The following is a 21,607-nucleotide window of genomic DNA, read 5'->3' on the forward strand; positions in this document are numbered from 1 at the left end:
GACGGATGTCGCATGGTCCGGCGATCACACCCTGCCTAGGCTGCTCGAGGAGACGTCGCAGCTCAGGAGGAGACCTCGATGCCCGTCAACGGCCGCAGCCACATCCGTGTCGCCCGCCCCTCGCGGGACCTCGCCGCCGCCGAGCGGTTCTGGGTGGCGGGGCTCGGGCTGAGCGTCGTATGGCGGACCGAGGGCGGTGCCGAACCCGGCGAGCACGATCTGCTGATGGTCGGCTGGCCGGACGCCGGGTGGCACCTGGAGCTCGTCCACGACTCCGCCGCCCCGGTCGAGCCCCGGCCCACCGAGGAGGACCTGCTCGTCGTCTACCTCGACGGGCCGGTCCCGGAGGACCTCGTGGCGCGGCTGGAGCAGCACGGAGGCAAACGGGTCCCGTCCCCCAACCCGTACTGGAACCGCTGGGGCGTCACCGTCGAGGACCCGGACGGCTACCGCCTGGTGCTGTGCGAACGCGGCTGGTCGAACAACTAGCCGCGCGCACGGCTCACTTGCCCACGTAAGCGGCCAGGTGTTGCCCCGTCAGGGTGGAGCGTGCCGCCACCAGGTCGGCCGGGGTGCCCTCGAAGACGATCCGGCCGCCGTCGTGGCCGGCGCCGGGGCCGAGGTCGACGATCCAGTCGGCGTGGGCCATCACCGCCTGGTGGTGCTCCACCACGATGACCGACTTCCCGGCGTCCACCAGCCGGTCCAGCAGGCCGAGCAGCTGCTCGACGTCGGCCAGGTGCAGGCCGGCGGTCGGCTCGTCCAGGACGTAGACGCCGCCCTTGTCGCCCATGTGCGTGGCCAGCTTCAGGCGCTGCCGCTCGCCGCCGGAGAGGGTGGTGAGCGGCTGGCCCAGGGCCAGGTAGCCGAGACCGACGTCGGCCAGCCGCGTCAGGATCCGGTGGGCGGCCGGGGTGCGCGCCTCGCCGGTCGCGAAGAACTCCTCCGCCTCGGCCACCGGCATCGCGAGCACCTCGCTGATGTCCCGACCGCCGAAGCGGTACTCCAGCACCGACGCGTCGAACCGCTTGCCCTCGCAGTCCTCGCAGGTGCTGGAGACACCGGCCATCATCCCCAGGTCGGTGTAGATGACGCCGGCGCCGTTGCAAGTGGGGCACGCGCCCTCGGAGTTGGCGCTGAACAGCGCCGGCTTCACCCCGTTGGCCCTGGCGAACGCGCTGCGGATCGGGTCGAGAAGCCCGGTGTACGTCGCCGGGTTGCTGCGCCTGGAGCCGCGGATCGGGCTCTGGTCGACGGCCACCACACCCGCGTCGGCCGGGATCGACCCGTGCACCAGCGAGCTCTTGCCGGAACCGGCGACACCGGTGATCACGCACAGCACGCCCAGCGGCAGGTCGACGTCGACGCCCTGGAGGTTGTGCGTGCGCGCGCCCCGGATCTCCAGAGTGCCGGTCGCCTTGCGCACCGTGTCCTTCAGGGCCGCCCGGTCGCCGAGGTGGCGGCCGGTGATGGTGTCGCTGTTGCGCAGCCCCTCCAGGGTGCCCTCGTAGCAGACCGTGCCGCCGCCCGTGCCGGCCCCGGGGCCGAGGTCGACGACATGGTCGGCGATCGCGATGACCTCCGGCTTGTGCTCCACGACCAGCACCGTGTTGCCCTTGTCCCGCAGGCGCAGCAGCAGGTCGTTCATCCGCTGGATGTCGTGCGGGTGCAGGCCGATGGTCGGCTCGTCGAAGACGTACGTGACGTCGGTGAGGGAGGAGCCGAGGTGACGGATCATCTTGACGCGCTGCGCCTCACCGCCGGAGAGGGTGCCCGCCGGGCGGTCGAGGGAGAGGTAGCCCAGGCCGATCTCGGTGAACGAGTCGAGGGTCTGCTGCAGCGCGGTGAGCAGCGGCGCCACCGACGGCTCCGTCAGCCCGCGCACCCACTCGGCCAGGTCGCTGATCTGCATGGCGCAGGCGTCGGCGATGTTGATCTTCTTGATCCGTGCCGAGCGGGCGTGCTCGGCGAGCCGGGTGCCGTCGCAGTCGGGGCACGTGGTGAAGGTGACCGCCCGCTCCACGAACGCCCGCACGTGCGGCTGCATCGCCTCCTTGTCCTTGGCGAGCATCGACTTCTGGATGCGCGGGATCAGACCCTCATAGGTCATGTTGATGCCCGCGATCTTCATCCGGACCGGCTCGTGGTGCAGCAGGTCGTGCAGTTCCTTCTTGGTGAACTTCCGGATCGGCTTGTCGGGGTCGAAGAAACCGGACTCCGCGTAGAGGCGGGAGTTCCAGCCGCCGCCGGTGTAGCCGGGAACGGTGAAGGCACCCTCGTTGATCGACTTGGTGTCGTCGAAGAGCTGGGCGAGGTCGAGGTCGGAGACCGCGCCGCGGCCCTCGCAGCGCGGGCACATGCCGCCGACCTTGTTGAAGGTGACCTTCTGGGCCTTCTTGGCGCCGCCGACCTTGATTGCGCCGGCCGCCGAGACCGAGGGCACGTTGAAGGCGAACGCGCCGGGCGGGCCGACGTAGGGCTTGCCGAGGCGGCTGAAGAGGATGCGCAGCATCGCGTTGGCGTCGGTCGCGGTGCCGACGGTGGAGCGGGGGTCGGCGCCCATGCGCTGCTGGTCGACGCTGATCGCGGTGGTCAGGCCGTCGAGGACGTCCACCTCGGGGCGGGCCAGGGTCGGCATGAAGCCCTGCACGAAGGTGCTGTAGGTCTCGTTGATCAGCCGCTGCGACTCGGCGGCGATCGTGTCGAACACCAGAGAGCTCTTGCCGGAGCCGGAGACACCGGTGAACACGGTCAGCCGGCGCTTCGGGAGCTCGACGCTGACGTCCTTGAGGTTGTTCTCGCGCGCACCGTGCACGCGGATCAGGTCATGGCTGTCGGCGGCGTGCTGCGAGGGTGCCGGGACCTTGCTCATCGTCTCTCCATCCGTAGCGCGGGTGACGCCCGTGACGGTCAGGCTAGGCGAGCCCCGGGGGCAGCGCTTCTCCATTCCTGATACGAGTGCGTAGGCTCCGTCGCGTGATCAATGGCGCACACATGGTGATCCATTCCCGCGACGCCGAGGCGGACCGCCGCTTCCTCCGGGACGTCCTCGGCTGGGCGTACGTCGACGCCGGGCACGGCTGGCTGATCTTCGAGGCGCCGCCCACCGAGGTCGCCTGCCATCCGACCGAGGGCGAGCCCGCCCACGAACTGATGCTGATGTGCGACGACCTGGACGCGACCGTCGCCGAACTGACCCGGGCGGGAGTGGAGTTCCCGCGTCCGGTGCAGGACGTCAGCTGGGGCCGGGTGACGGCCTTCCGGATGCCGGGCGGCGGCGAGATCGCCGTGTACGAGCCGCGGCACCCGCGGCCGCGGGGAGCCGCTGGAGTGCCGGCCCCGGGGCCGTGACCCACGGAGCGGCTGCCCGCCACGTTCGCGCCCCGGGGCGCGGCAACCGCCTGTCCGTACCTCGCGCACGCGGCGCGGGGGAAGATCCGCCGGCGACCACGCGATCTCCCACGCCTGGGGCGCGGACTCGTACGACACGAGCCCCGGGGGCAGGCGGTCCGCCGGAGCCCGGGGCTCGCACGACCCGGGGGTCAGGCCGTCACCGTCTCCCGCCGGGCCGGCTCGTCGGCCGGGCGCTCGCCGAGCCGTTCGGTGGGAACCCTGGCCGTCTCGCGGGCCGAGAGGGCGGCGATCACCGGCGGGACGCACAGGGCCGCGGTGAACAGGGCCACCGAGGACCAGTCGCTGCCGTCGGGACCAGCGATCTCGGCGGCGAAGGTGACCGCGAAACCGGCCACGGCGAAGCCGATCTGGGTGCCGATCGCCATGCCGGACAGGCGGACCCGGGTGGAGAACATCTCGCCGTAGAAGGACGGCCACACACCGTTCGCGGCGCTGTAGACGACACCGAAGGCGACGACGCCCAGCACCAGGGTCAGCGGGTAGTCACCGGTGGAGATCGCCCAGAGGTACCCGAACATCGCCACCGCGCTGCCCGCCGCGCCGATCAGATACACCGGACGGCGGCCGATGCGGTCCGACAGCGTCGCCCACAGCGGGATCGCCGCGAGCGCGACGAGGTTCGCGAGGGCGCCCACCCACAGCATCGAGGAGCGGGACATGCCGACGGCGTCGCCGGTGGCGTAGGCGAGCGCCCAGACCGTGAAGATCGTGGAGACCGAGGCGACCAGCGCGCCCGCGATCACCCGCAGTACGTCCGCCCAGTGCTCGCGCATCAGCACCGCCAGCGGCAGCTTCACGACCCCCTCGGAGGAGGCCGCCTGCCGCGTGAAGAGCGGTGTCTCCTCCAGCTTGCGGCGGATGACGTAGCCGACGGCCGCGACGCCGACGCTCGCCCAGAACGGGACCCGCCAGCCCCACGACAGCAACTGGTCCTCGGGCAGGGCCGCCACGGGGATGAAGACCAGGGTGGCGATGAGCTGGCCGCCCTGGGTGCCGCTGAGCGTGAAGCTGGTGAAGAAGCCCCGCCGGTGTCCCGGCGCGTGCTCAAGGGTCATGGAGTTGGCGCTGGCCTGCTCGCCGGCGGCGGAGATGCCCTGCAACACCCGGCACAGCACGAGCAGGACCGGCGCGAGGGTGCCGACCTGGGCGCGGGTGGGCAGGCAGCCGATCAGGAACGTCGACAGGCCCATCAGGATCAGCGTGAAGACCATGATCTTCTTGCGGCCGAGCCGGTCGCCGAAGTGGCCGAGGAAGAGCGCGCCGACCGGCCGGGCCGCGTACGCGACACCGAAGGTGGCCAGCGACAGCAGGGTCGCGGTGGCGGGGTCGGACTCGTCGAAGAACACCTTCGGGAAGATCAGCGCGGCCGCGCTGCCGTAGATGAAGAAGTCGTAGTACTCCAGGGCGCTGCCGATCCAGGCGGCGGCGGCCGCCTTCTTCGGCTGCCCGACGGCTTCGGCGGGGACGGACGACACGGCGGTGCTCCTTCGGGGGAACTCCAGCGTAGGTGGAGTGAGCGGAGAGGGAAGGTGCCGCAGCCCTGGGGTGATGGGGCGGCCGCGCCGGGTGCTACCCGGCTAATTAACGCACTGGATAGTTAGTAGCGGTGGTCCAGGGATGTTGCAGCCGCGTTTCCCGGGTGTCAAGGGGTGCCGTCGTACGACCTCAGTCGGCGGTCCGCTCCGCCGTCAGGTAGGCGATCACCATGTCGCCCAGCATGGCGCGGTAGTGCTCGCGCCGGCCCGGGTCCACCAGGTCGCGGTCGAACAGGGCGCCGAAGGTCGCCCGGTTGGCGACCCGGAAGAAGCAGAACGAGCTGATCATCGCGTGCAGGTCGACCGCGTCGACGTCGGCCGTGAACAGGCCCGACTCCTGCCCGGCGGCCAGGATGCGGCGGATCACGTCGAGGGCGGGGGAGCCCATCCTGCCGAGCTTCTCGGAGGCGGCGATGTGCTCGGCGCCGTGGATGTTCTCGATGCTGACCAGGCGGATGAAGTCCGGGTGCCGCTCGTGGTGGTCGAACGTCAGCTCCGCCAGGCGCCGGATCGCCGCGACCGGGTCCAGGTGGTCGACGTCGAGCTGCTGCTCGGCCTCGCGGATCACGCCGTACGCCCGCTCCAGGACGGCCGTGAAGAGCTGCTCCTTGCCGCCGAAGTAGTAGTAGATCATCCGCTTGGTGGTACGGGTGCGGGCGGCGATCTCGTCGACCCGGGCGCCGTCGTAGCCGGCCCGCGCGAACTCCTGGGTGGCCACGTCGAGGATCTCGGCCTGGGTGCGGGCGGCGTCGCGGATCCGCCCGTTCGGTCGTGCCGGTTCGTCGACGCTGGTCATCGGGTTCCTTCGGGAGTGCGGCCGGTGCCGCAGATTCTAGAAGGAGCGCCGGGCACCGCCCTGCGGGGTCTTCCCGGGGAGCCGTCCGGCTGATATAGCTAACGTACTGGTTCGTACATTAGCGCCCTGGCTCAGGAGGACCGCGTGACCAAGGACTCGTATCTCGTCGGACTGATTGGCGCCGGCATCGGCCCCTCGCTCAGCCCGGCGCTGCACGAGCGGGAAGCGGACCGGCAGGGCCTGCGCTACCTGTACCGGCTCATCGACATCGACACCCTCGGCGTGCGCCCGGAGGCGGTCGGCGACCTGGTGCGGGCCGCCCGCGACCTCGGCTTCGACGGCCTGAACATCACCCACCCCTGCAAGCAACTGGTCATCGACCACCTCGACGCGCTCGCCCCGCAGGCCGAGGCCCTCGGCGCGGTCAACACGATCGTCTTCGAGGACGGCCGCGCGATCGGCCACAACACCGACGTCACCGGCTTCGCCGCGTCCTTCGCCCGCGGGCTGCCCGACGTACCGCTGGAGCGGGTCGTGCAGCTCGGCGCCGGCGGGGCGGGGGCGGCCGTCGCGCACGCCACGCTCACCCTCGGAGCCGGGCGGGTCACCGTCGTGGACGCGCTCGCCGACCGGGCGGCCGGCCTCGCCGCCGCCCTGAACCGTCACTTCGGCGCCGGGCGCGCCGCCGCCGCGACCCCGGACCGGCTCGCGGAGCTCCTCGACCGGGCCGACGGCGTCGTGCACGCCACGCCGACCGGCATGGCCGCCCACCCCGGCCTGCCCTTCGCCGCCGCACTGCTGCGCCCTGGACTGTGGGTGGCCGAGGTCGTCTACCGCCCGCTGGAGACCGAACTGCTGCGCACCGCACGCGGGTTGGGCTGCGCCACGCTGGACGGCGGCGGCATGGCCGTCTTCCAGGCCGCGGACGCCTTCCGCCTCTTCACCGGCCGTGAGCCCGACACGGCACGCATGCTGCGCGACATCGGCGAACTCGCGGGCGCCGTCACCGCCGCGAACTGAAGCGAGGTACCCGAAAGTGCGTACGTCCATCGCGACCGTCTCCCTCAGCGGCTCCCTCACCGAGAAGCTGACCGCGGCCTCCCGGGCCGGCTTCGACGGCGTCGAGATCTTCGAGAACGACCTGCTCGCGAGCCCCCTCACCCCCGAGGAGATCCGCGCCCGGTGCGCCGACCTCGGCCTCACCGTCGACCTCTACCAGCCCATGCGGGACATCGAGGCCGTACCGGAGGCGGAGTTCACGCGGAACCTGCGGCGCGCCCGGCACAAGTTCGAGCTGATGCGGCGCCTCGGCGCCGACACGGTCCTCGTCTGCTCCAGCGTCCACCCGCTTGCCGTCGACGACGACGCCCTCGCCGCCGCGCACCTGAGCCGACTCGCCGACCTCGCGCAGGACTTCGGCGTCCGCGTCGCCTACGAGGCGCTGGCCTGGGGCCGGCACGTCAGCACCTACGACCACGCATGGCACGTCGTCGAGACGGCCGGCCACGCCGCGCTGGGCATCTGCCTGGACAGCTTCCACATCCTCTCGCGCGGCTCGGACCCCAAGGGCATCGAGGACATCCCCGGCGAGAAGATCTTCTTCCTCCAGCTCGCGGACGCCCCGCTGCTCGCGATGGACGTCCTGCAGTGGAGCCGCCACTACCGCTGCTTCCCCGGCCAGGGCGGCTTCGACGTGGCCGGCCTGGTGCGGCACGTGCTGCGCACGGGATACGACGGCCCGCTCTCCCTGGAGGTCTTCAACGACGTCTTCCGCCAGGCCGAGGCCGGTCCCACCGCGGTGGACGCGCAGCGTTCCCTGCTCGTCCTGGAGGAGCAGGTGGGCCTGGCGGACCTGCCCGCCCCCGTCGTCCCGACCGGCGTCGCCTTCGCCGAACTGGTCACGCCAGACGCCGAGCCGGTCGCCGAAGTGCTCGGCGCCCTGGGCTTCACCCGCGGCGCCCGGCACCGCGGCAAGCCGGTCGACCTGTGGCAGCAGGGCGAGGCCCGCATCCTCGTCAACACCGGCACGCCCGTACGACGCGGCGACGGCACCGGGCTCGCCGCGATCGGCCTGGAGTCCCCGGATCCGGCCGGCGCCGCCCGCCGGGCCGAGGCGCTGCTCGCGCCGGTGCTGCCGCGCAGGCGGGCCGAGGGGGACGCCCCGCTGGACGCCGTGGCGGCCCCCGACGGCACGGAGCTCTTCTTCTGCGCCACCGACCGCCCCGGACTCCCCGACTGGCGGGCCGACTTCGAGGACACCGGACAGCCCGCCGAGGGCGCCGGGGTGACCGGCATCGACCACCTCGCGCTCGTCCAGCCCTGGCACCACTTCGACGAGGCCGCTCTCTTCCACCGCGGCGTCCTCGGCCTGTCCGCCCAGGAGAGCGTGGACGTCGCCGACCCCTACGGCCTGCTGCGCAGCCGCGCGGTGACGGGCGACGGCGGCGGCGTCCGTATCGCCCTGTCGGTCGGTGCGGCACCGGCCGACGACACCGTCCACGCCCAGCACATCGCGCTGGCGACCCCGGACGTGGTGGCGGCGGCCCGTCGCTTCCGGGCGGCGGGCGGCGCGCTGCTGCCGATGCCGTCGAACTACCACGACGACCTGGCCGCCCGGTTCGAGTTCGCCGACGGAGAGCTGGAGACGTATCGCGAACTGGGCATCCTCTACGACCGTGACGCGTACGGGGAGTTCCGGCACTGCTACACCCGGACCGTGGGCCGCGTCTTCTTCGAACTGGTCCAGCGCGACGGCGGCTACCGCGGCTACGGCGCGGCCAACGCCCCCGTCCGGCTGGCCGCCCAGCACGCGGTGCGCCGGCTCACTGGCGGCTGACGCTCCTGGTCACGCCGGTGACGACGGTGGTGGCCAGGATCCAGCCGGTGATGATCAGGCCGTAGGCGAGGTACTGGTGCCAGCCGGACGGGGCGAAGGCGTCCTCCTGGCCGAAGGAGATCACGGGCAGGAGCAGGTCGAGGGTGTAGAAGACCGGGTTGAAGTGCGGGGCCTCCGACGCCTTCAGGGGCCGGGGATGGTGCACCGCGTACGCGATCGAGCCGATCGCGAGCAGCGACAGCAGCCAGACGGCCGCCCGCAGCGGACGGAAGCCGTAGCCGACGGTGGCGTCCTGGACGTACCCCCACAGGCGGCCGTACCAGGCGCGGGTGGTGCGCAGGCGGCGCTGTTTGGCGAGCTGGACCAGGCGGGCGGCGTAGTCGTCGCCGATGCGGCGGTAGGCGGCGGTCAGCTGCTCGTAGGCGTGGGGCTCGTACCGGGGGTCGCGCTCCAGCATGGGCAGGCGGCGCTCGGCGGGCTCGTGCGGGGTGAGGGTGGTGTAGGTGAGGTCGCTGAGGAAGACCCGCTGCGGCAGCACCTCCGGGTCGAGGTACAGGACGTCGAGACGCGCGCGACGCAGATTGAGGATGCCGTCGACGGGTTCGCTCCGGCGCAGCCACAGCTCTCCGACGGTGCCGCTGCTGACGCGCAGCGCCGTCCCGCCGGGGTTGGAGAGCCGGGACAGGGTCAGTTCGAGCCGGCCCGGTATCCGGCAGCCGCGGAAGTCGATCCGCCCCTCGGCCCGCACCTGCCGCATCCGCACATCGGAGCCGGCGTCGAGGTTCAGGGCGCTCAGCGCGGTGGCCCCGGGGTTGCGGAAGTGCGCCCCCTCCAGGTTCACCGTGCCGGCGACGGCCGCCCCGTCGAGCTGCGCCTGGCCGTCGGCCCGCATGCCCGGTGCCCACAGGTCGTCCCCGATCTCGGCGTGGTGCAGCCGCAGCACCGGCTCGGGGTCGTCCGGCGCCGACAGCCGCGCCCGCTCCAGGAACAGCGCACCGGAGATGTGGGCCCCGCCGAGCCGCACGGGCCCGGTGATCCGGCAGTCGGTCAGCCGCAGCACTCCCTCCACGCGCAGGGTGGCCGCGACCAGGCCGGGCAGCGCCGAGTGGCTCAGGTTGAGCTGGCGGAACCGGGCGCCGTACAGCTCCGGAACCTCGTGGAAGTGGCAGTGGCTCAGCCGGACGGCAAAGTCGGTCGCGCCGTAGCGCAGGTCGAGCACCCCGATGATCCGGGCCCCGGCCAGCTTGAGCGCCGCTATCTCCCCCGGCTCCTGGGGCCCGTTGAGCAACAGGGCGCGCAACACGCTTGCCCGTACGGTCCGTTCGGGCCCCCACCGGGCGCCCTCCACCGGGTCCTCGTCGTCGCCCGCGCGGAAGTCGACGGCCGCCCCTGTGGCGAACGCCCGCCACACCCGCCGCTCGGCCTCCGTCAGCTCGTTGATCTCCACAACCCGGGAACTCTAGTCAGTCCCGGGTCCGGCCACTACGCCAACGGCCTCGCTCCACCAGGGGTGTTGAGCGAGGCCGTTCGTGTGGCCGGTGCCGGTCGCGGTCCTAAGGCCGGGTGTTCCACTCGGCGATGACCGGGTGGCCGTGCTCGGTGGACAGCCGGCCGACCGTCCCCGTCGCCAGCTGGAACAGCCTGCCCTCGGCCGGGGACAGCCCCAGCCGGCGTGCCGTCAGCACGCGCAGGAAGTGACCGTGGGCGACCAGGATCACGTCACCCGTGCTGTTCTGCAGGGCGGCGTCGACCCGGGACAGCACCCGGTCGGCCCGCTCGCCGACCTCGGCCGGCGACTCGCCCGGCCGGCCCTCGCCGCCAGGCGGGACGCCGTGCAGCCACAGGTCCCAGTGCGGACGGGTGCGGTGGATCTCGACGGTGGTGATGCCCTCGTAGGCGCCGTAGTTCCACTCGTGCAGGTTCGGCTCGACGGCCGTGCCGGTCAGGCCCGCCAGTTCGGCGGTCCGGACGGCGCGGGTCAGCGGGCTGGTGAGGGCGAGTGCGTACGTCCGCCGGGCGAGGAGCGGAGCGAGGGACTTGGCCTGCTCCTCACCGCGGTGGGTGAGGGGCAGGTCCGTGAAGCTGGTGTGCTGTCCCGAGGCGCTCCACTCGGTCTCGCCGTGACGGACCAGGAGGAGGTCACCCATGGCACGCTACTTCTTCGACTCGACGGCGTGGCCGCCGAACTGGTTGCGCAGCGCGGCGACCATCTTCATCTGCGGCGAGTCGTCCTGGCGGGAGGAGAACCGCGCGAAGAGGGAGGCCGTGATGGCGGGCAGCGGCACGGCGTTGTCGATGGCCGCCTCGACCGTCCACCGGCCCTCGCCGGAGTCCTGCGCGAAGCCCTTCAGCTTGTCCAGGTGCGGGTCCTCGTCGAGGGCGTTGACCGCGAGGTCCAGCAGCCAGGAGCGGATGACCGTGCCCTCCTGCCAGGAGCGGAAGACCTCGCGGACGTTGTCCACGGAGTCGACCTTCTCCAGCAGCTCCCAGCCCTCGGCGTAGGCCTGCATCATGGCGTACTCGATGCCGTTGTGGACCATCTTGGAGAAGTGCCCGGCGCCGACCTTGCCCGCGTGGACATAGCCGTACGGGCCCTCCGGCTTGAGCGCGTCGAAGATCGGCTGGAGCCGCTCGACGTGCTCCTTGTCGCCGCCGACCATGAGCGCGTAGCCGTTCTGCAGCCCCCACACGCCACCGGAGACGCCCGCGTCGACGAAGCCGATGCCCTTGGCGCCGAGTTCGGCGGCGTGCTTCTCGTCGTCGGTCCAGCGGGAGTTGCCGCCGTCCACGACGGTGTCGCCGGGGGAGAGGAGGTCGCCCAGCTCGTCCACGACCGACTGGGTCGGGCCGCCGGCCGGGACCATCACCCAGACCACGCGGGGGGCTTCGAGCTTGTCGACCAGGTCGGCGAGGCTCGCCGCGTCGGAGAGCTCGGGATTGCGGTCGTAGCCGATGACGGTGTGGCCGGCGCGGCGGAGCCGCTCGCGCATGTTGCCGCCCATCTTGCCCAGACCGATGAGGCCCAGCTGCATCGCTGTCATGTTCAGTTGCCTTCCTTGAGGTCGCGGTAGGCGGCCACGAGTGCGGTGGTGGAGGGGTCGAGGCCGGGGACGTCCGCGCCCTCGGTCAGGGCGGGCTCGACGCGCTTGGCGAGCACCTTGCCGAGCTCGACGCCCCACTGGTCGAAGGAGTCGATGTTCCAGACCGCGCCCTGCACGAACACCTTGTGCTCGTAGAGGGCGATCAGCTGGCCGAGGACCGAGGGCGTCAGCTCGCGGGCCAGGATGGTGGTGGTGGGGTGGTTGCCGTTGAAGGTGCGGTGCGCGACCTGCTCCTCGGGAACCCCCTCCGCACGGACCTCCTCCGCGGTCTTGCCGAACGCCAGCGCCTGGCCCTGCGCGAACAGGTTGGCCATCAACAGGTCGTGCTGGGCCTTGAGTTCGTCGCTCAGTTCGCCGACCGGGCGGGCGAAGCCGATGAAGTCCGCGGGGATCAGCTTCGTGCCCTGATGGATCAACTGGTAGTAGGCGTGCTGGCCGTTGGTGCCGGGCGTGCCCCACACCACCGGTCCGGTCTGCCAGCCCACCGGCTGTCCGTCGCGCTGCACCGACTTGCCGTTGGACTCCATGTCCAGCTGCTGGAGGTACGCGGTGAACTTGGAGAGGTAGTGGCTGTACGGCAGCACCGCGTGCGACTGGGCGTCGAAGAAGTTGCCGTACCAGATGCCCAGCAGGCCCAGCAGCAGCGGGGCGTTGGCCTCGGCGGGGGCGGTGCGGAAGTGCTCGTCGACGATGCGGAAGCCGTCGAGCATCTCGCGGAAGCGGTCCGGGCCGATGGCGATCATCAGGGACAGGCCGATCGCGGAGTCGTAGGAGTAGCGGCCGCCGACCCAGTCCCAGAACTCGAACATGTTGTCAGGGTCGATGCCGAAGGCCGTGACCTTCTCGGCGTTCGTCGACAGCGCCACGAAGTGCCGGGCCACCGCCTTGTCGTCCCCACCGAGGCCGGCCAGCAGCCAGGAGCGGGCGGAGGTCGCGTTGGTGATCGTCTCGATGGTGGTGAACGTCTTGGACGCGACGATGAACAGCGTCTCCGCCGGGTCCAGGTCGCGGACCGCCTCGTGCAGGTCGGCCCCGTCGACGTTCGACACGAACCGGAACGTCAACTCCCGCGCAGTGAAGGCCCGCAGGGCCTCGTAGGCCATCGCCGGACCGAGGTCGGAGCCACCGATGCCGATGTTGACGACGTTCCTGATGCGCCTTCCGGTGTGGCCGGTCCACTCGCCGGAGCGGACCCGTCCGGCGAAGTCGCTCATCTTGTCGAGGACTTCGTGAACCTTCGGCACCACGTTCTCGCCGTCGACCTCGACCACCGCGTCCCGCGCGGCGCGCAGCGCGGTGTGCAGGACGGCACGGTCCTCGGTGAGGTTGATCCGCTCACCGCGGAACATGGCGTCCCGCAGCCCGAACACGTCGGTGGCGGTGGCCAGTTCCTGCAGCAACGCGAGCGTCTCGTCGGTGACGAGGTGCTTGGAGTAGTCGATGCGCAGGTCGCCCACGCGCACCACGTACCGCTCCGCGCGCCCCGGGTCCGTCGCGAACAGCTCACGCAACTGCGGCTGCCCCTGGGCGCGGTGGTCCTCGAGCGCGGTCCACTCGGGGCGCCGGGAGAGCTGGGGGTTGTCGGACATCAGACGGTCTCCTTGGCGGCCTCGGCCCGCAGGGCCACGGCGTACATCTCGTCGGCGTCGAGGCGGCGCAGCTCCTCGGCGATGAGTTCGGAGGTGGTGCGCACCTTCAGCGCGAGGGTGCGGGACGGCTGGCCCGGCAGGGACAGGGTGGCCAGCGGGCCCTCCGGGCGGTCGATGACGATCTCGCCGTCGACCGTGCCCAGGCGGACCGCGGTGACGACCGGCCCCGCGGTGACCACGCGGTCGATCTTCACGTTCAGCCGCGCCTCCAGCCAGCGCGCCAGCAGCTCGGCCGCCGGGTTCTCCGCCTCGGCCTCCACCGCGCCCGAGATGATCTGGGCGCGGGCCTGGTCCAGGGCGGCGGCCAGCATCGAACGCCACGGCGTCAGCCGGGTCCAGGCGAGGTCGGTGTCGCCGGGGGCGTAGGAACGCCTGCGGGTCTCCAGCTCCTGGAGCGGGTTCTCCACCGCGTACAGGTCGGTGATCCTGCGCTGCGCGAGCGCGCCCAGCGGGTCCTTCGAGGGGTTGTCCGGCGCGTCCACCGGCCACCACACGACGACCGGCGCGTCCGGCAGCAGCAGCGGCAGCACGACCGAGTCGGCGTGGTCGGACACCTCGCCGTAGGTGCGCAGCACCACCGTCTCGCCGGTGCCCGCGTCGGAGCCCACCCGCACCTCGGCGTCCAGCTTGGACGCGATGCGGTCGCGCGGGGTACGGGCCTGCCGCCTGATGACGACCAGGGTGCGCGAGGGATGCTCGTGCGAGGCCTCCTCGGCCGCCTTGATCGCGTCGTAGGCGTTCTCCTCGTCCGTGACGATCACCATCGTCAGGACCATGCCCACGGCGGGCGTGCCCAGGGCGCGGCGACCCTGCACCAGCGCCTTGTTGATCTTGCTTGCCGTGGTGTCGGTCAGGTCGATCTTCATGGCCTGCGCCAGCTCCGTCCGTCTCGTGCGAGCATCTCGTCGGCTTCCCCGGGTCCCCAGGTCCCCGAGGCGTACTGCGCCGGCTTGCCGTTCTTCGCCCAGTACTCCTCGATCGGGTCGAGGATCTTCCAGGACTCTTCCACTTCCTGGTGACGGGGGAAAAGGTTGGCGTCGCCGAGCAGCACGTCCAGGATGAGCCGCTCGTACGCCTCAGGGCTGGACTCCGTGAAGGACTCGCCGTAGGCGAAGTCCATCGACACGTCCCGGATCTCCATGGAGGTGCCCGGCACCTTGGAGCCGAAGCGGACCGTCATGCCCTCGTCGGGCTGGACGCGGATGACGATCGCGTTCTCGCCCAGCTCCTCGGTCGCGGTCGAGTCGAAGGGGGAGTGCGGCGCCCGCTGGAAGACGACCGCGATCTCGGTGACGCGACGGCCGAGCCGCTTGCCGGCCCGCAGGTAGAACGGCACGCCCGCCCACCGCCGGTTGTCCACGTTGAGCTTTATGGCGGCGTACGTGTCCGTCGTCGAGGCCGGGTCGATGCCGTCCTCGTCGAGGTAGCCGCGTACCTTCTCGCCGCCCTGCCAGGCGGCCGCGTACTGCCCGCGCACCGTGTGCCGGCCGAGGTCCTCCGGCACCTTCACGGCCCTGAGCACCTTCAGCTTCTCCGTCAGCAGCGACTCCGCGTCGAAGGAGGCCGGCTCCTCCATGGCCGTGAGGGCCATCAACTGGAGCAGGTGGTTCTGGATGACGTCACGGGCGGCGCCGATGCCGTCGTAGTAGCCGGCGCGGCCGCCGATGCCGATGTCCTCGGCCATGGTGATCTGCACGTGGTCGACGTACGACCGGTTCCAGATGGGCTCGTACATCTCGTTGGCGAAGCGCAGCGCCAGGATGTTCTGGACGGTCTCCTTGCCCAGGTAGTGGTCGATGCGGAAGACCTGGTCCGGCTCGAACACGTCGTGCACGAGCGCGTTCAGCTCCCGGGCGGTGGCCAGATCGCGGCCGAAGGGCTTCTCGATGACCGCGCGCCGCCAGGAACCCTCGGGCGCATCCGCGAGGCCGTGCTGCTTCAGCTGCTCGACGACCTTGGGGAAGAACTTCGGCGGTACGGAGAGGTAGAAGGCGTAGTTGCCGCTCGTGCCGCGGGCCTTGTCGAGCTCGTCGACGGTGCTGCGCAGCTGCTCGAACGCCGTGTCGTCGTCGAAGTCGCCGGGGATGAACCGCATGCCCTCGGCGAGCTGCTGCCAGACCTCCTCGCGGAACTCGGTGCGCGCGTGCTCGCGGACCGCGTCGTGCACGACCTGCGCGAAGTCCTGGTCCTCCCAGTCCCGGCGGGCGAACCCGACGAGGGAGAAGCCCGGCGGCAGCAGACCGCGGTTGGCCAGGTCGTAGACGGCCGGCATCAGCTTCTTGCGGGAGAGGTCACCGGTGACGCCGAAGATGACGAGCCCGGACGGGCCGGCGATGCGCGGCAGCCGCCGGTCCCGGGCGTCGCGCAGCGGGTTCTGCCAGTCGGTGGCGGGAATCTCGGTCATTCCGCGTCGGCCCCCTTGCTGTTCAGAGACTTCGTGACGGCGTCCAGCAGCTCCTGCCAGGCCACCTCGAACTTGGCGACGCCCTCGTCCTCCAGCTGCTGCACGACCTCGTCGTAGGAGATGCCGAGCGCCTCCACGGCGGTCAGGTCGGCGTGGGCCTGCTCGTAGCCGCCGGTCACCGTGTCGCCGGTGATCTCGCCGTGGTCGGCGGTGGCGTTGAGGGTGGCTTCCGGCATCGTGTTGACGGTGCCCGGCGCGACCAGCTCGTCGACGTACAGGGTGTCCTTGTACGCCGGGTCCTTCACGCCGGTCGACGCCCACAGCGGGCGCTGCTTGTTGGCCCGCGCCCCGGCGAGGGCGGTCCAGCGCTCTCCGCTGAAGACCTCCTCGTAGGCCTGGTAGGCGAGGCGTGCGTTGGCCAGCGCCGCCTTGCCCTTGAGGGCGGCGGCCTCGGGGGAGCTGAGGGCGGAGAGCCGCTTGTCGACCTCGGAGTCGACACGGGAGACGAAGAAGGAGGCCACGGAGTGGATGACGGAGAGGTCGAGGCCCGCGGCCCGTGCCTTCTCCAGGCCTGCGAGGTAGGCGTCCATGACCTCGCGGTAGCGCTCCAGGGAGAAGATCAGCGTGACGTTGACGCTGATGCCGAGGCCGATGACCTCGGTGATCGCCGGGAGGCCGGCCTTCGTCGCCGGAATCTTGATCATGACGTTGGGGCGGTCCACGAGCCAGGCGAGCTGCCTGGCCTCGGCGACTGTGGCCTTCGTGTCGTGGGCCAGACGCGGATCGACCTCGATGGAGACCCGGCCGTCCCGGCCGCCGGTGGCGTCGTACACGGGCCGCAGGACGTCGGCGGCGGCGCGGACGTCCGCGGTGGTCATCATCCGCACGGCCTCCTCGACCGTGACGCCCCGCACCGCCAGGTCGGCGAGCTGCTCCTCGTAGCCCGCGCCCGAGCCGATGGCGGCCTGGAAGATGGAAGGGTTGGTGGTCACGCCCACCACGTTGCTGTTCGCGACGAGTTCGGCGAGGTTGCCGGACTCGATCCGGCGGCGGGAGAGGTCGTCCAGCCAGATGGAGACGCCTTCGTCGCTCAGGCGCTTGAGTGCTCCCGCGGTCGCGGTCACTTCGGTCACTGTGATCATCTTCTTTCTTGCGATCGGATCAACCGCGGGCGGCGGCCAGGGATTCCCGGGCGGCCGCTGCGACGTTCTCGGGGGTGAAGCCGTACTCGGCGAACAGGGTCTTGGCGTCGGCGGAGGCGCCGAAGTGCTCGAGGGAGACGATGCGTCCCGCGTCACCGGTGAAGCGGTACCACGTCAGACCGATCCCGGCCTCGACGGCGACACGGGCTCGCACGGACGGCGGAAGGACGCTCTCGCGGTACTCGCGCGGCTGCTCCTCGAACCACTCCACGGACGGCATCGACACCACCCGCGCGCCGACCCCCTCCGCCTCCAGCAGTTCCCGCGCGGCGACGGCGAGCTGCACCTCGGAGCCGGTGGCGATCAGGACGACGTCCGGGGTCTGCGTCGAGGACTCCTTCAGGACGTAACCGCCCTTCGCCGCATCGGGGTTGGGCGCGTACGTCGGCACTCCCTGGCGGGTGAGCGCGAGACCGTGCGGGGCCGGGTCGGTGGCGTGCCGCTTGAGGATCTCGGCCCAGGCGATCGCCGTCTCGTTGGCGTCGGCCGGGCGGACGACGTTCAGGCCGGGGATGGCGCGCAGGGAGGCGAGGTGCTCGACCGGCTGGTGCGTGGGGCCGTCCTCGCCGAGGCCGATGGAGTCGTGCGTCCACACGTAGGTGACGGGCAGCTGCATCAGCGCCGACATCCGCACCGCGTTGCGCATGTAGTCGGAGAACACCAGGAAGGTGCCGCCGTAGATGCGGGTGTTGCCGTGCAGGGCGATGCCGTTCATCTCCGCGGCCATCGAGAACTCGCGGATGCCGAAGTGGACGGTTCGGCCGTAGGGGTCGGCCTCCGGCAGCGGGTTGCCCTCCGGCAGGAACGACGACGTCTTGTCGATGGTGGTGTTGTTCGAGCCGGCCAGGTCGGCGGAGCCGCCCCACAGCTCGGGCAGGACGGCGCCGAGGGCCTGGAGCACCTTGCCGGAGGCGGCACGTGTCGCGACGGCCTTGCCCTCCTCGAACACCGGCAGCGCCTCCTCCCAGCCCTCCGGGAGCCGGCCGGCCACGATCCGGTCGAACAACTCGGCCCGCTCGGGGTTCGCGCCGCGCCACTTGTCGATCTGCTTGTCCCAGGCCGCGTGCGCCTCGGCACCCCGGTCCAGGGCCTGGCGGGCGTGGGCGAGGACGTCGGCGTCCACCTGGAAGGACTGCTCCGGGTCGAAGCCGAGGACGCGCTTGGTGGCGGCGATCTCGTCCGCGCCCAGCGCCGAGCCGTGGGAGGCCTCGGTGTTCTGAGCGTTCGGGGCGGGCCAGGCGATGATCGTGCGCATCGCGACGATCGAGGGGCGCCCGGTCTCGGCCTGCGCCGCCTTCAGGGCCGCGTACAGCGCGGGCACGTCGACGTCGCCGTTCTCCGTGGGCTCGACGCGCTGGGTGTGCCAGCCGTAGGCCTCGTACCGCTTGAGCACGTCCTCGGAGAACGCGGTCGCGGTGTCGCCCTCGATGGAGATGTGGTTGTCGTCGTAGAGGAAGACCAGGTTGCCGAGCTTCTGGTGGCCGGCCATCGAGGAGGCCTCGGCGGAGACGCCCTCCTCCAGGTCGCCGTCGGAGACGATCGCCCAGACGGTGTGGTCGAAGGGGGAGGTGCCCTCGGGGGCCTCGGGGTCGAACAGGCCGCGCTCGTAGCGGGCGGCCATCGCCATGCCGACGGCGTTGGCGGCGCCCTGGCCGAGCGGGCCGGTGGTGGTCTCCACACCGGCGGTGTGCCCGTACTCCGGGTGGCCGGGGGTCCGCGACCCGTGCGTGCGGAAGGCCTTCAGATCGTCCAGCTCGACCTCGTATCCGGCGAGGAAGAGCTGGGTGTACAGGGTCAGCGAGGTGTGTCCGGGGGAGAGGACGAACCGGTCACGGCCGGTCCACTCCGGGTCGGCAGGATCGTGACGCATCAACTTCTGAAAGATCGTGTACGCCGCCGGGGCGAGGCTCATGGCGGTGCCCGGGTGGCCGTTGCCGACCTTCTGCACGGCGTCGGCCGCGAGCAGACGGGCCGTGTCGACGGCCCGACGGTCGAGCTCGGTCCATTCGAAGCTGTCCGGTGTCTGCGTACTCATCTTCAAGAAATCCTCGATCTGAGTGGGATTGCTGGCCTGACCCGTTCAAACTTAAAAGTCTGACTTTTACGAGGGAAGGTCCTCGTGTGCCAGCCTGTGGTGAAAGTGGGACACCGGAAGCAGCAGCTGGGCGGCGGTAGAGGGACATGGCGGACAGAAGCATCCAAGGCGGAGACGGCGACGGCGAGGTGGACGGGATCAGAACGTTCCCCTTCCCGGTCGAGCTGAGCGTGCGGGGCGTCGGGATGCAGGTGGGCCCGATGGGAACCGACCGCACATGGCACGCCGACGCCCCCCTGCATCGTGTCCACCGCATCGACTTCCATGTCGTGATGCTCTTCGACGCCGGCCCGGTCCGCCACATGATCGACTTCGCCGAGTACGAGGCGAACGCCGGCGACCTGCTGTGGATCCGCCCCGGCCAGGTCCACCGCTTCTCCCGCACGAGCGAGTACTGCGGAACCGTGCTGACCATGCAGCCCGGCTTCCTGCCGCGCGCCACCGTGGAGGCCACCGGCCTCTACCGCTACGACCTCCCGCCGCTGCTCAGCCCCGACGCGTCCCGGCTGGCCGGCCTCCGCTCGGCCCTCGCCCAGCTCGCCCGCGAGTACGAGGACACCGAGAGCCTGCCGCCGAGCCTGCACACCGCCGTACTGCGCCACTCCCTCACGGCGTTCCTCATCCGTCTCGCCCATCTGGCGGCCAGCTCCGCCGAGGCGGCCCGCCTCCAGTCGGACACCACCTTCACCCGCTTCCGCGACGCCGTGGAGAAGGGCTTCGCCACCAACCACAGCGTCAGCGGCTATGCCGACTCCCTCGGTTACTCCCGCCGCACCCTGGTCCGCGCGGTCCGTGCCGCCACCGGCGAGACCCCGAAGGGCTTCATCGACAAACGCGTGATCCTGGAGGCCAAGCGCCTCCTCGCCCACACGGACATGCCGATCGGCCGGGTGGGCGCGGCGATCGGCTTCCCCGACGCGGCGAACTTCTCCAAGTTCTTCCAGCAGCACACGGAGCTGACACCGGCGGCGTTCCGGGCGGAGCTGCGGTGAGACGCGAAGGAGGGGCTTCACGCCGCGCGTGAAGCCCCTCGCCGGTACCGGGCGGTGTCAGTGCCCGAAGTCGAACCAGTTCACGTTCACGAAGTCCGCCGGCTGGCCGCTGCTGAAGGTCAGATAGACGTCGTGCGTGCCCGTGACCGAGCTGATGTTGGCCGGGACCGTCGTCCAGGACTGCCAGCCGCCCGTGTTGCCGACGGCGAAGCTGCCGATGGGGGTGCTGGTGGCGCTGTCCAGGCGGACCTGGACCAGACCGCTGACCCCGGACGCGGCGCCGCTGGCCACCCGGGCGTAGAACTGCTTGGCCGCCGTGGAACCGAAGTTGACGCCCTTGTAGAGGGCCCAGTCACCGTTCGCGATGTATCCGACGTCCTGGCCGCCGCCGGTGTCCGAGGTGGCCTCGGTGGTGACGCCCGACTGGCTGTCGAAGGACTCCGCCTGGATGGCGCTGTAGGCGTCCCGGTTGCCGGTCGGCGGGGGAGTGGTACCGCCACCACCGGACGACAGCACCTGGACGTAGTCCACCAGCATCGGGTGGCCGGGCTCCGTCGCACTGGTCGGCCCGCCGCCGAAGGCCGCGGGGAAGCCGCCGCCCATCGCCACGTTCAGGATGATGAAGAAGCCATGGTTGGTGGCGTTGTTCCAGGTGGTGGCGTCCACCTGGTTCGACGTCACCGTCTGGTAGTTGACGCCGTCGACGTAGAAGCGGATCGCCTCCGGGCCGGCCGAGCGGTCCCACTCCATGGTGTAGGTGTGGAAGCCGGACTGACAGGTGGAGTTGGGACAGGCGGTCGAATTGCCCAGGCCCGTCGTCTCGTTGCAGGGGCCGCCCGAGGCCGTCCCGCAGTGCATGGTGGCCCAGGTCTTGTTGATGCCGTTGACGTTCTCCATGATGTCGAGCTCGCCGACGCTCGGCCAGTTCTGGTAGTTGCCCCGGTAGGGGGCGCCCAGCATCCAGAACGCGGGCCAGTAGCCGGCGGCCGCGTTGCCGGTGACGTTGGGCATCTGGATGCGTGCCTCAACGCGCAACTTGCCGCCGGCCGGGGGCTGGAAGTCGGTGCGGTTGGTCTCGATGCGGCCCGACGTCCACTTGCCGGCCCCGTCGCGCAGCGGCGTGATCTTCAGGTTGCCGCTGCCGTCGAGTGCGACGTTGCTGGTGCTGTTGGTCATCGTCTCGACTTCGCCTGTGCCCCAGTTGGCGGCGCCACCGGGGTACGAAGTCCCGGTGTCGTACAGCCAGTTGGAGGTATTGACGCCGGTGCCGGCCGAGCCGTTGAAGTCGTCGGCGAACACCTGCGTCCAGCCGGACGGGGGCGTGGGCGCGGAGGCGTCGGCAGACTGGGTGGCGGCCGTGGCCAGCACGGCCGCCAAGCCGAGCGTGCTGAGGGCGGCGACGAGCGCGTGTCGCCGTCTGGGCATGCCGGAGGTTGCACTCATTGGGGGGTGCCTCCCGGGTACGGGTGAAGGGCTGCGGGTACCGTTGGGAACGCGGTTGAGAGCGCTCTCAAAGTGGGCCCAATGTGCTCCCCGTCACCCGGGTCGTCAAGAGTTAAAGCAAGGAAAGTCCCATCGGGGCG

General features: G+C 71.1%; 17 protein-coding genes. 5 read left to right on the forward strand and 12 right to left on the reverse strand.

Features of this window, described 5'->3' with window-relative positions; genetic code table 11:
* The first annotated feature begins 78 nt into the window (after nt 1-78).
* Nucleotides 79-489, forward strand: coding sequence for a VOC family protein (locus FBY22_RS09755; RefSeq protein ID WP_142144171.1), 411 nt, complete (start codon nt 79-81; stop codon nt 487-489).
* A 13-nt stretch (nt 490-502) separates the two neighbouring features.
* Here FBY22_RS09755 and FBY22_RS09760 read toward each other — a convergent pair whose 3' ends face one another.
* Nucleotides 503-2,872 carry an excinuclease ABC subunit UvrA gene (locus tag FBY22_RS09760; RefSeq protein WP_142144173.1) on the reverse strand — a complete coding sequence of 790 codons (2,370 nt, stop codon included), beginning with the start codon at nt 2,870-2,872 and terminating at the stop codon, nt 503-505.
* A 104-nt stretch (nt 2,873-2,976) separates the two neighbouring features.
* Here FBY22_RS09760 and FBY22_RS09765 point away from each other — a divergent pair, with 104 nt between their 5' ends.
* Nucleotides 2,977-3,351 (forward strand): VOC family protein, encoded by a 375-nt coding sequence (locus FBY22_RS09765; RefSeq protein WP_142144175.1) that lies wholly within the window; start codon nt 2,977-2,979, stop codon nt 3,349-3,351.
* Nucleotides 3,352-3,542: 191 nt separating this feature from the next.
* Here the strand turns inward: FBY22_RS09765 and FBY22_RS09770 are convergent, their stop codons facing one another.
* Both FBY22_RS09770 and FBY22_RS09775 read right to left on the reverse strand, forming a co-directional pair.
* Nucleotides 3,543-4,889 carry an MFS transporter gene (locus FBY22_RS09770; RefSeq protein ID WP_142144176.1) on the reverse strand — a complete coding sequence of 449 codons (1,347 nt, stop codon included), beginning with the start codon at nt 4,887-4,889 and terminating at the stop codon, nt 3,543-3,545.
* Nucleotides 4,890-5,079: 190 nt separating this feature from the next.
* Nucleotides 5,080-5,745 carry a TetR/AcrR family transcriptional regulator gene (locus tag FBY22_RS09775; protein ID WP_142144178.1) on the reverse strand — a complete coding sequence of 222 codons (666 nt, stop codon included), beginning with the start codon at nt 5,743-5,745 and terminating at the stop codon, nt 5,080-5,082.
* A gap of 144 nt (nt 5,746-5,889) precedes the next feature.
* Here FBY22_RS09775 and FBY22_RS09780 point away from each other — a divergent pair, with 144 nt between their 5' ends.
* Nucleotides 5,890-6,765 (forward strand): shikimate dehydrogenase, encoded by an 876-nt coding sequence (locus tag FBY22_RS09780; RefSeq protein WP_142144180.1) that lies wholly within the window; start codon nt 5,890-5,892, stop codon nt 6,763-6,765.
* 16 nt (nt 6,766-6,781) lie between these two features.
* Nucleotides 6,782-8,581 (forward strand): sugar phosphate isomerase/epimerase and 4-hydroxyphenylpyruvate domain-containing protein, encoded by a 1,800-nt coding sequence (locus FBY22_RS09785; RefSeq protein ID WP_142144182.1) that lies wholly within the window; start codon nt 6,782-6,784, stop codon nt 8,579-8,581.
* On the opposite strand, the gene FBY22_RS09790 is transcribed toward FBY22_RS09785, so the two are convergent.
* The 8 genes from FBY22_RS09790 to tkt form a co-directional block, all read right to left on the reverse strand.
* Entirely contained in the window at nt 8,568-10,028 is a 1,461-nt protein-coding gene (locus tag FBY22_RS09790; protein ID WP_142144184.1) for a membrane-associated oxidoreductase, read from the reverse strand. The genes FBY22_RS09785 and FBY22_RS09790 overlap by 14 nt on opposite strands.
* Before the next feature lie 106 nt (nt 10,029-10,134).
* Nucleotides 10,135-10,728, reverse strand: coding sequence for a histidine phosphatase family protein (locus tag FBY22_RS09795; RefSeq protein ID WP_142144185.1), 594 nt, complete (start codon nt 10,726-10,728; stop codon nt 10,135-10,137).
* A 6-nt stretch (nt 10,729-10,734) separates the two neighbouring features.
* Entirely contained in the window at nt 10,735-11,613 is an 879-nt protein-coding gene (gnd, locus tag FBY22_RS09800; RefSeq protein WP_260844972.1) for a phosphogluconate dehydrogenase (NAD(+)-dependent, decarboxylating), read from the reverse strand.
* 11 nt (nt 11,614-11,624) lie between these two features.
* A complete protein-coding gene (gene pgi, locus FBY22_RS09805; protein WP_142144189.1) occupies nt 11,625-13,271 on the reverse strand; it encodes a glucose-6-phosphate isomerase in 1,647 nt (548 codons plus the stop codon).
* A complete protein-coding gene (gene opcA / locus FBY22_RS09810; protein WP_142144191.1) occupies nt 13,271-14,197 on the reverse strand; it encodes a glucose-6-phosphate dehydrogenase assembly protein OpcA in 927 nt (308 codons plus the stop codon). Before opcA ends, pgi begins: the two co-directional genes overlap by 1 nt.
* The gene (gene zwf, locus FBY22_RS09815) at nt 14,194-15,735 is read right to left on the reverse strand and encodes a glucose-6-phosphate dehydrogenase (RefSeq protein ID WP_142144192.1); all 1,542 of its coding nucleotides are present in this window, start codon (nt 15,733-15,735) and stop codon (nt 14,194-14,196) included. The genes opcA and zwf overlap by 4 nt, the downstream gene beginning before the upstream one ends.
* Nucleotides 15,732-16,877, reverse strand: coding sequence for a transaldolase (gene tal, locus FBY22_RS09820; protein ID WP_142144194.1), 1,146 nt, complete (start codon nt 16,875-16,877; stop codon nt 15,732-15,734). Before tal ends, zwf begins: the two co-directional genes overlap by 4 nt.
* A 19-nt stretch (nt 16,878-16,896) precedes the next feature.
* Nucleotides 16,897-18,972, reverse strand: coding sequence for a transketolase (gene tkt, locus FBY22_RS09825; protein ID WP_142144196.1), 2,076 nt, complete (start codon nt 18,970-18,972; stop codon nt 16,897-16,899).
* A gap of 146 nt (nt 18,973-19,118) precedes the next feature.
* Here tkt and FBY22_RS09830 point away from each other — a divergent pair, with 146 nt between their 5' ends.
* A complete protein-coding gene (locus FBY22_RS09830) occupies nt 19,119-20,024 on the forward strand; it encodes an AraC family transcriptional regulator (protein WP_142144197.1) in 906 nt (301 codons plus the stop codon).
* Between the two features lie 57 nt (nt 20,025-20,081).
* Here the strand turns inward: FBY22_RS09830 and FBY22_RS09835 are convergent, their stop codons facing one another.
* Nucleotides 20,082-21,467, reverse strand: a complete 1,386-nt coding sequence (locus FBY22_RS09835) for a glycoside hydrolase family 16 protein (RefSeq protein WP_142144199.1) — start codon at nt 21,465-21,467, stop codon at nt 20,082-20,084.
* Between the last annotated feature and the right edge of the window lie 140 nt (nt 21,468-21,607).

Origin of the sequence: Streptomyces sp. SLBN-31 (assembly GCF_006715395.1) — a bacterium.
GTDB lineage: Bacteria > Actinomycetota > Actinomycetes > Streptomycetales > Streptomycetaceae > Streptomyces.

Bases quoted from the DNA above. Each gene is read 5' to 3' on its own strand.
- zwf (WP_142144192.1), bottom strand. From the start codon at position 15,735: ATGACCGAGATTCCCGCCACCGACTGGCAGAACCCGCTGCGCGACGCC.
- FBY22_RS09835 (WP_142144199.1), bottom strand. From the start codon at position 21,467: ATGAGTGCAACCTCCGGCATGCCCAGACGGCGACACGCGCTCGTCGCC.
- FBY22_RS09795 (WP_142144185.1), bottom strand. From the start codon at position 10,728: ATGGGTGACCTCCTCCTGGTCCGTCACGGCGAGACCGAGTGGAGCGCC.
- FBY22_RS09830 (WP_142144197.1), top strand. From the start codon at position 19,119: ATGGCGGACAGAAGCATCCAAGGCGGAGACGGCGACGGCGAGGTGGAC.
- tal (WP_142144194.1), bottom strand. From the start codon at position 16,877: ATGATCACAGTGACCGAAGTGACCGCGACCGCGGGAGCACTCAAGCGC.
- FBY22_RS09760 (WP_142144173.1), bottom strand. From the start codon at position 2,872: ATGAGCAAGGTCCCGGCACCCTCGCAGCACGCCGCCGACAGCCATGAC.
- FBY22_RS09755 (WP_142144171.1), top strand. From the start codon at position 79: ATGCCCGTCAACGGCCGCAGCCACATCCGTGTCGCCCGCCCCTCGCGG.
- FBY22_RS09775 (WP_142144178.1), bottom strand. From the start codon at position 5,745: ATGACCAGCGTCGACGAACCGGCACGACCGAACGGGCGGATCCGCGAC.
- opcA (WP_142144191.1), bottom strand. From the start codon at position 14,197: ATGAAGATCGACCTGACCGACACCACGGCAAGCAAGATCAACAAGGCG.
- pgi (WP_142144189.1), bottom strand. From the start codon at position 13,271: ATGTCCGACAACCCCCAGCTCTCCCGGCGCCCCGAGTGGACCGCGCTC.
- tkt (WP_142144196.1), bottom strand. From the start codon at position 18,972: ATGAGTACGCAGACACCGGACAGCTTCGAATGGACCGAGCTCGACCGT.
- gnd (WP_260844972.1), bottom strand. From the start codon at position 11,613: ATGCAGCTGGGCCTCATCGGTCTGGGCAAGATGGGCGGCAACATGCGC.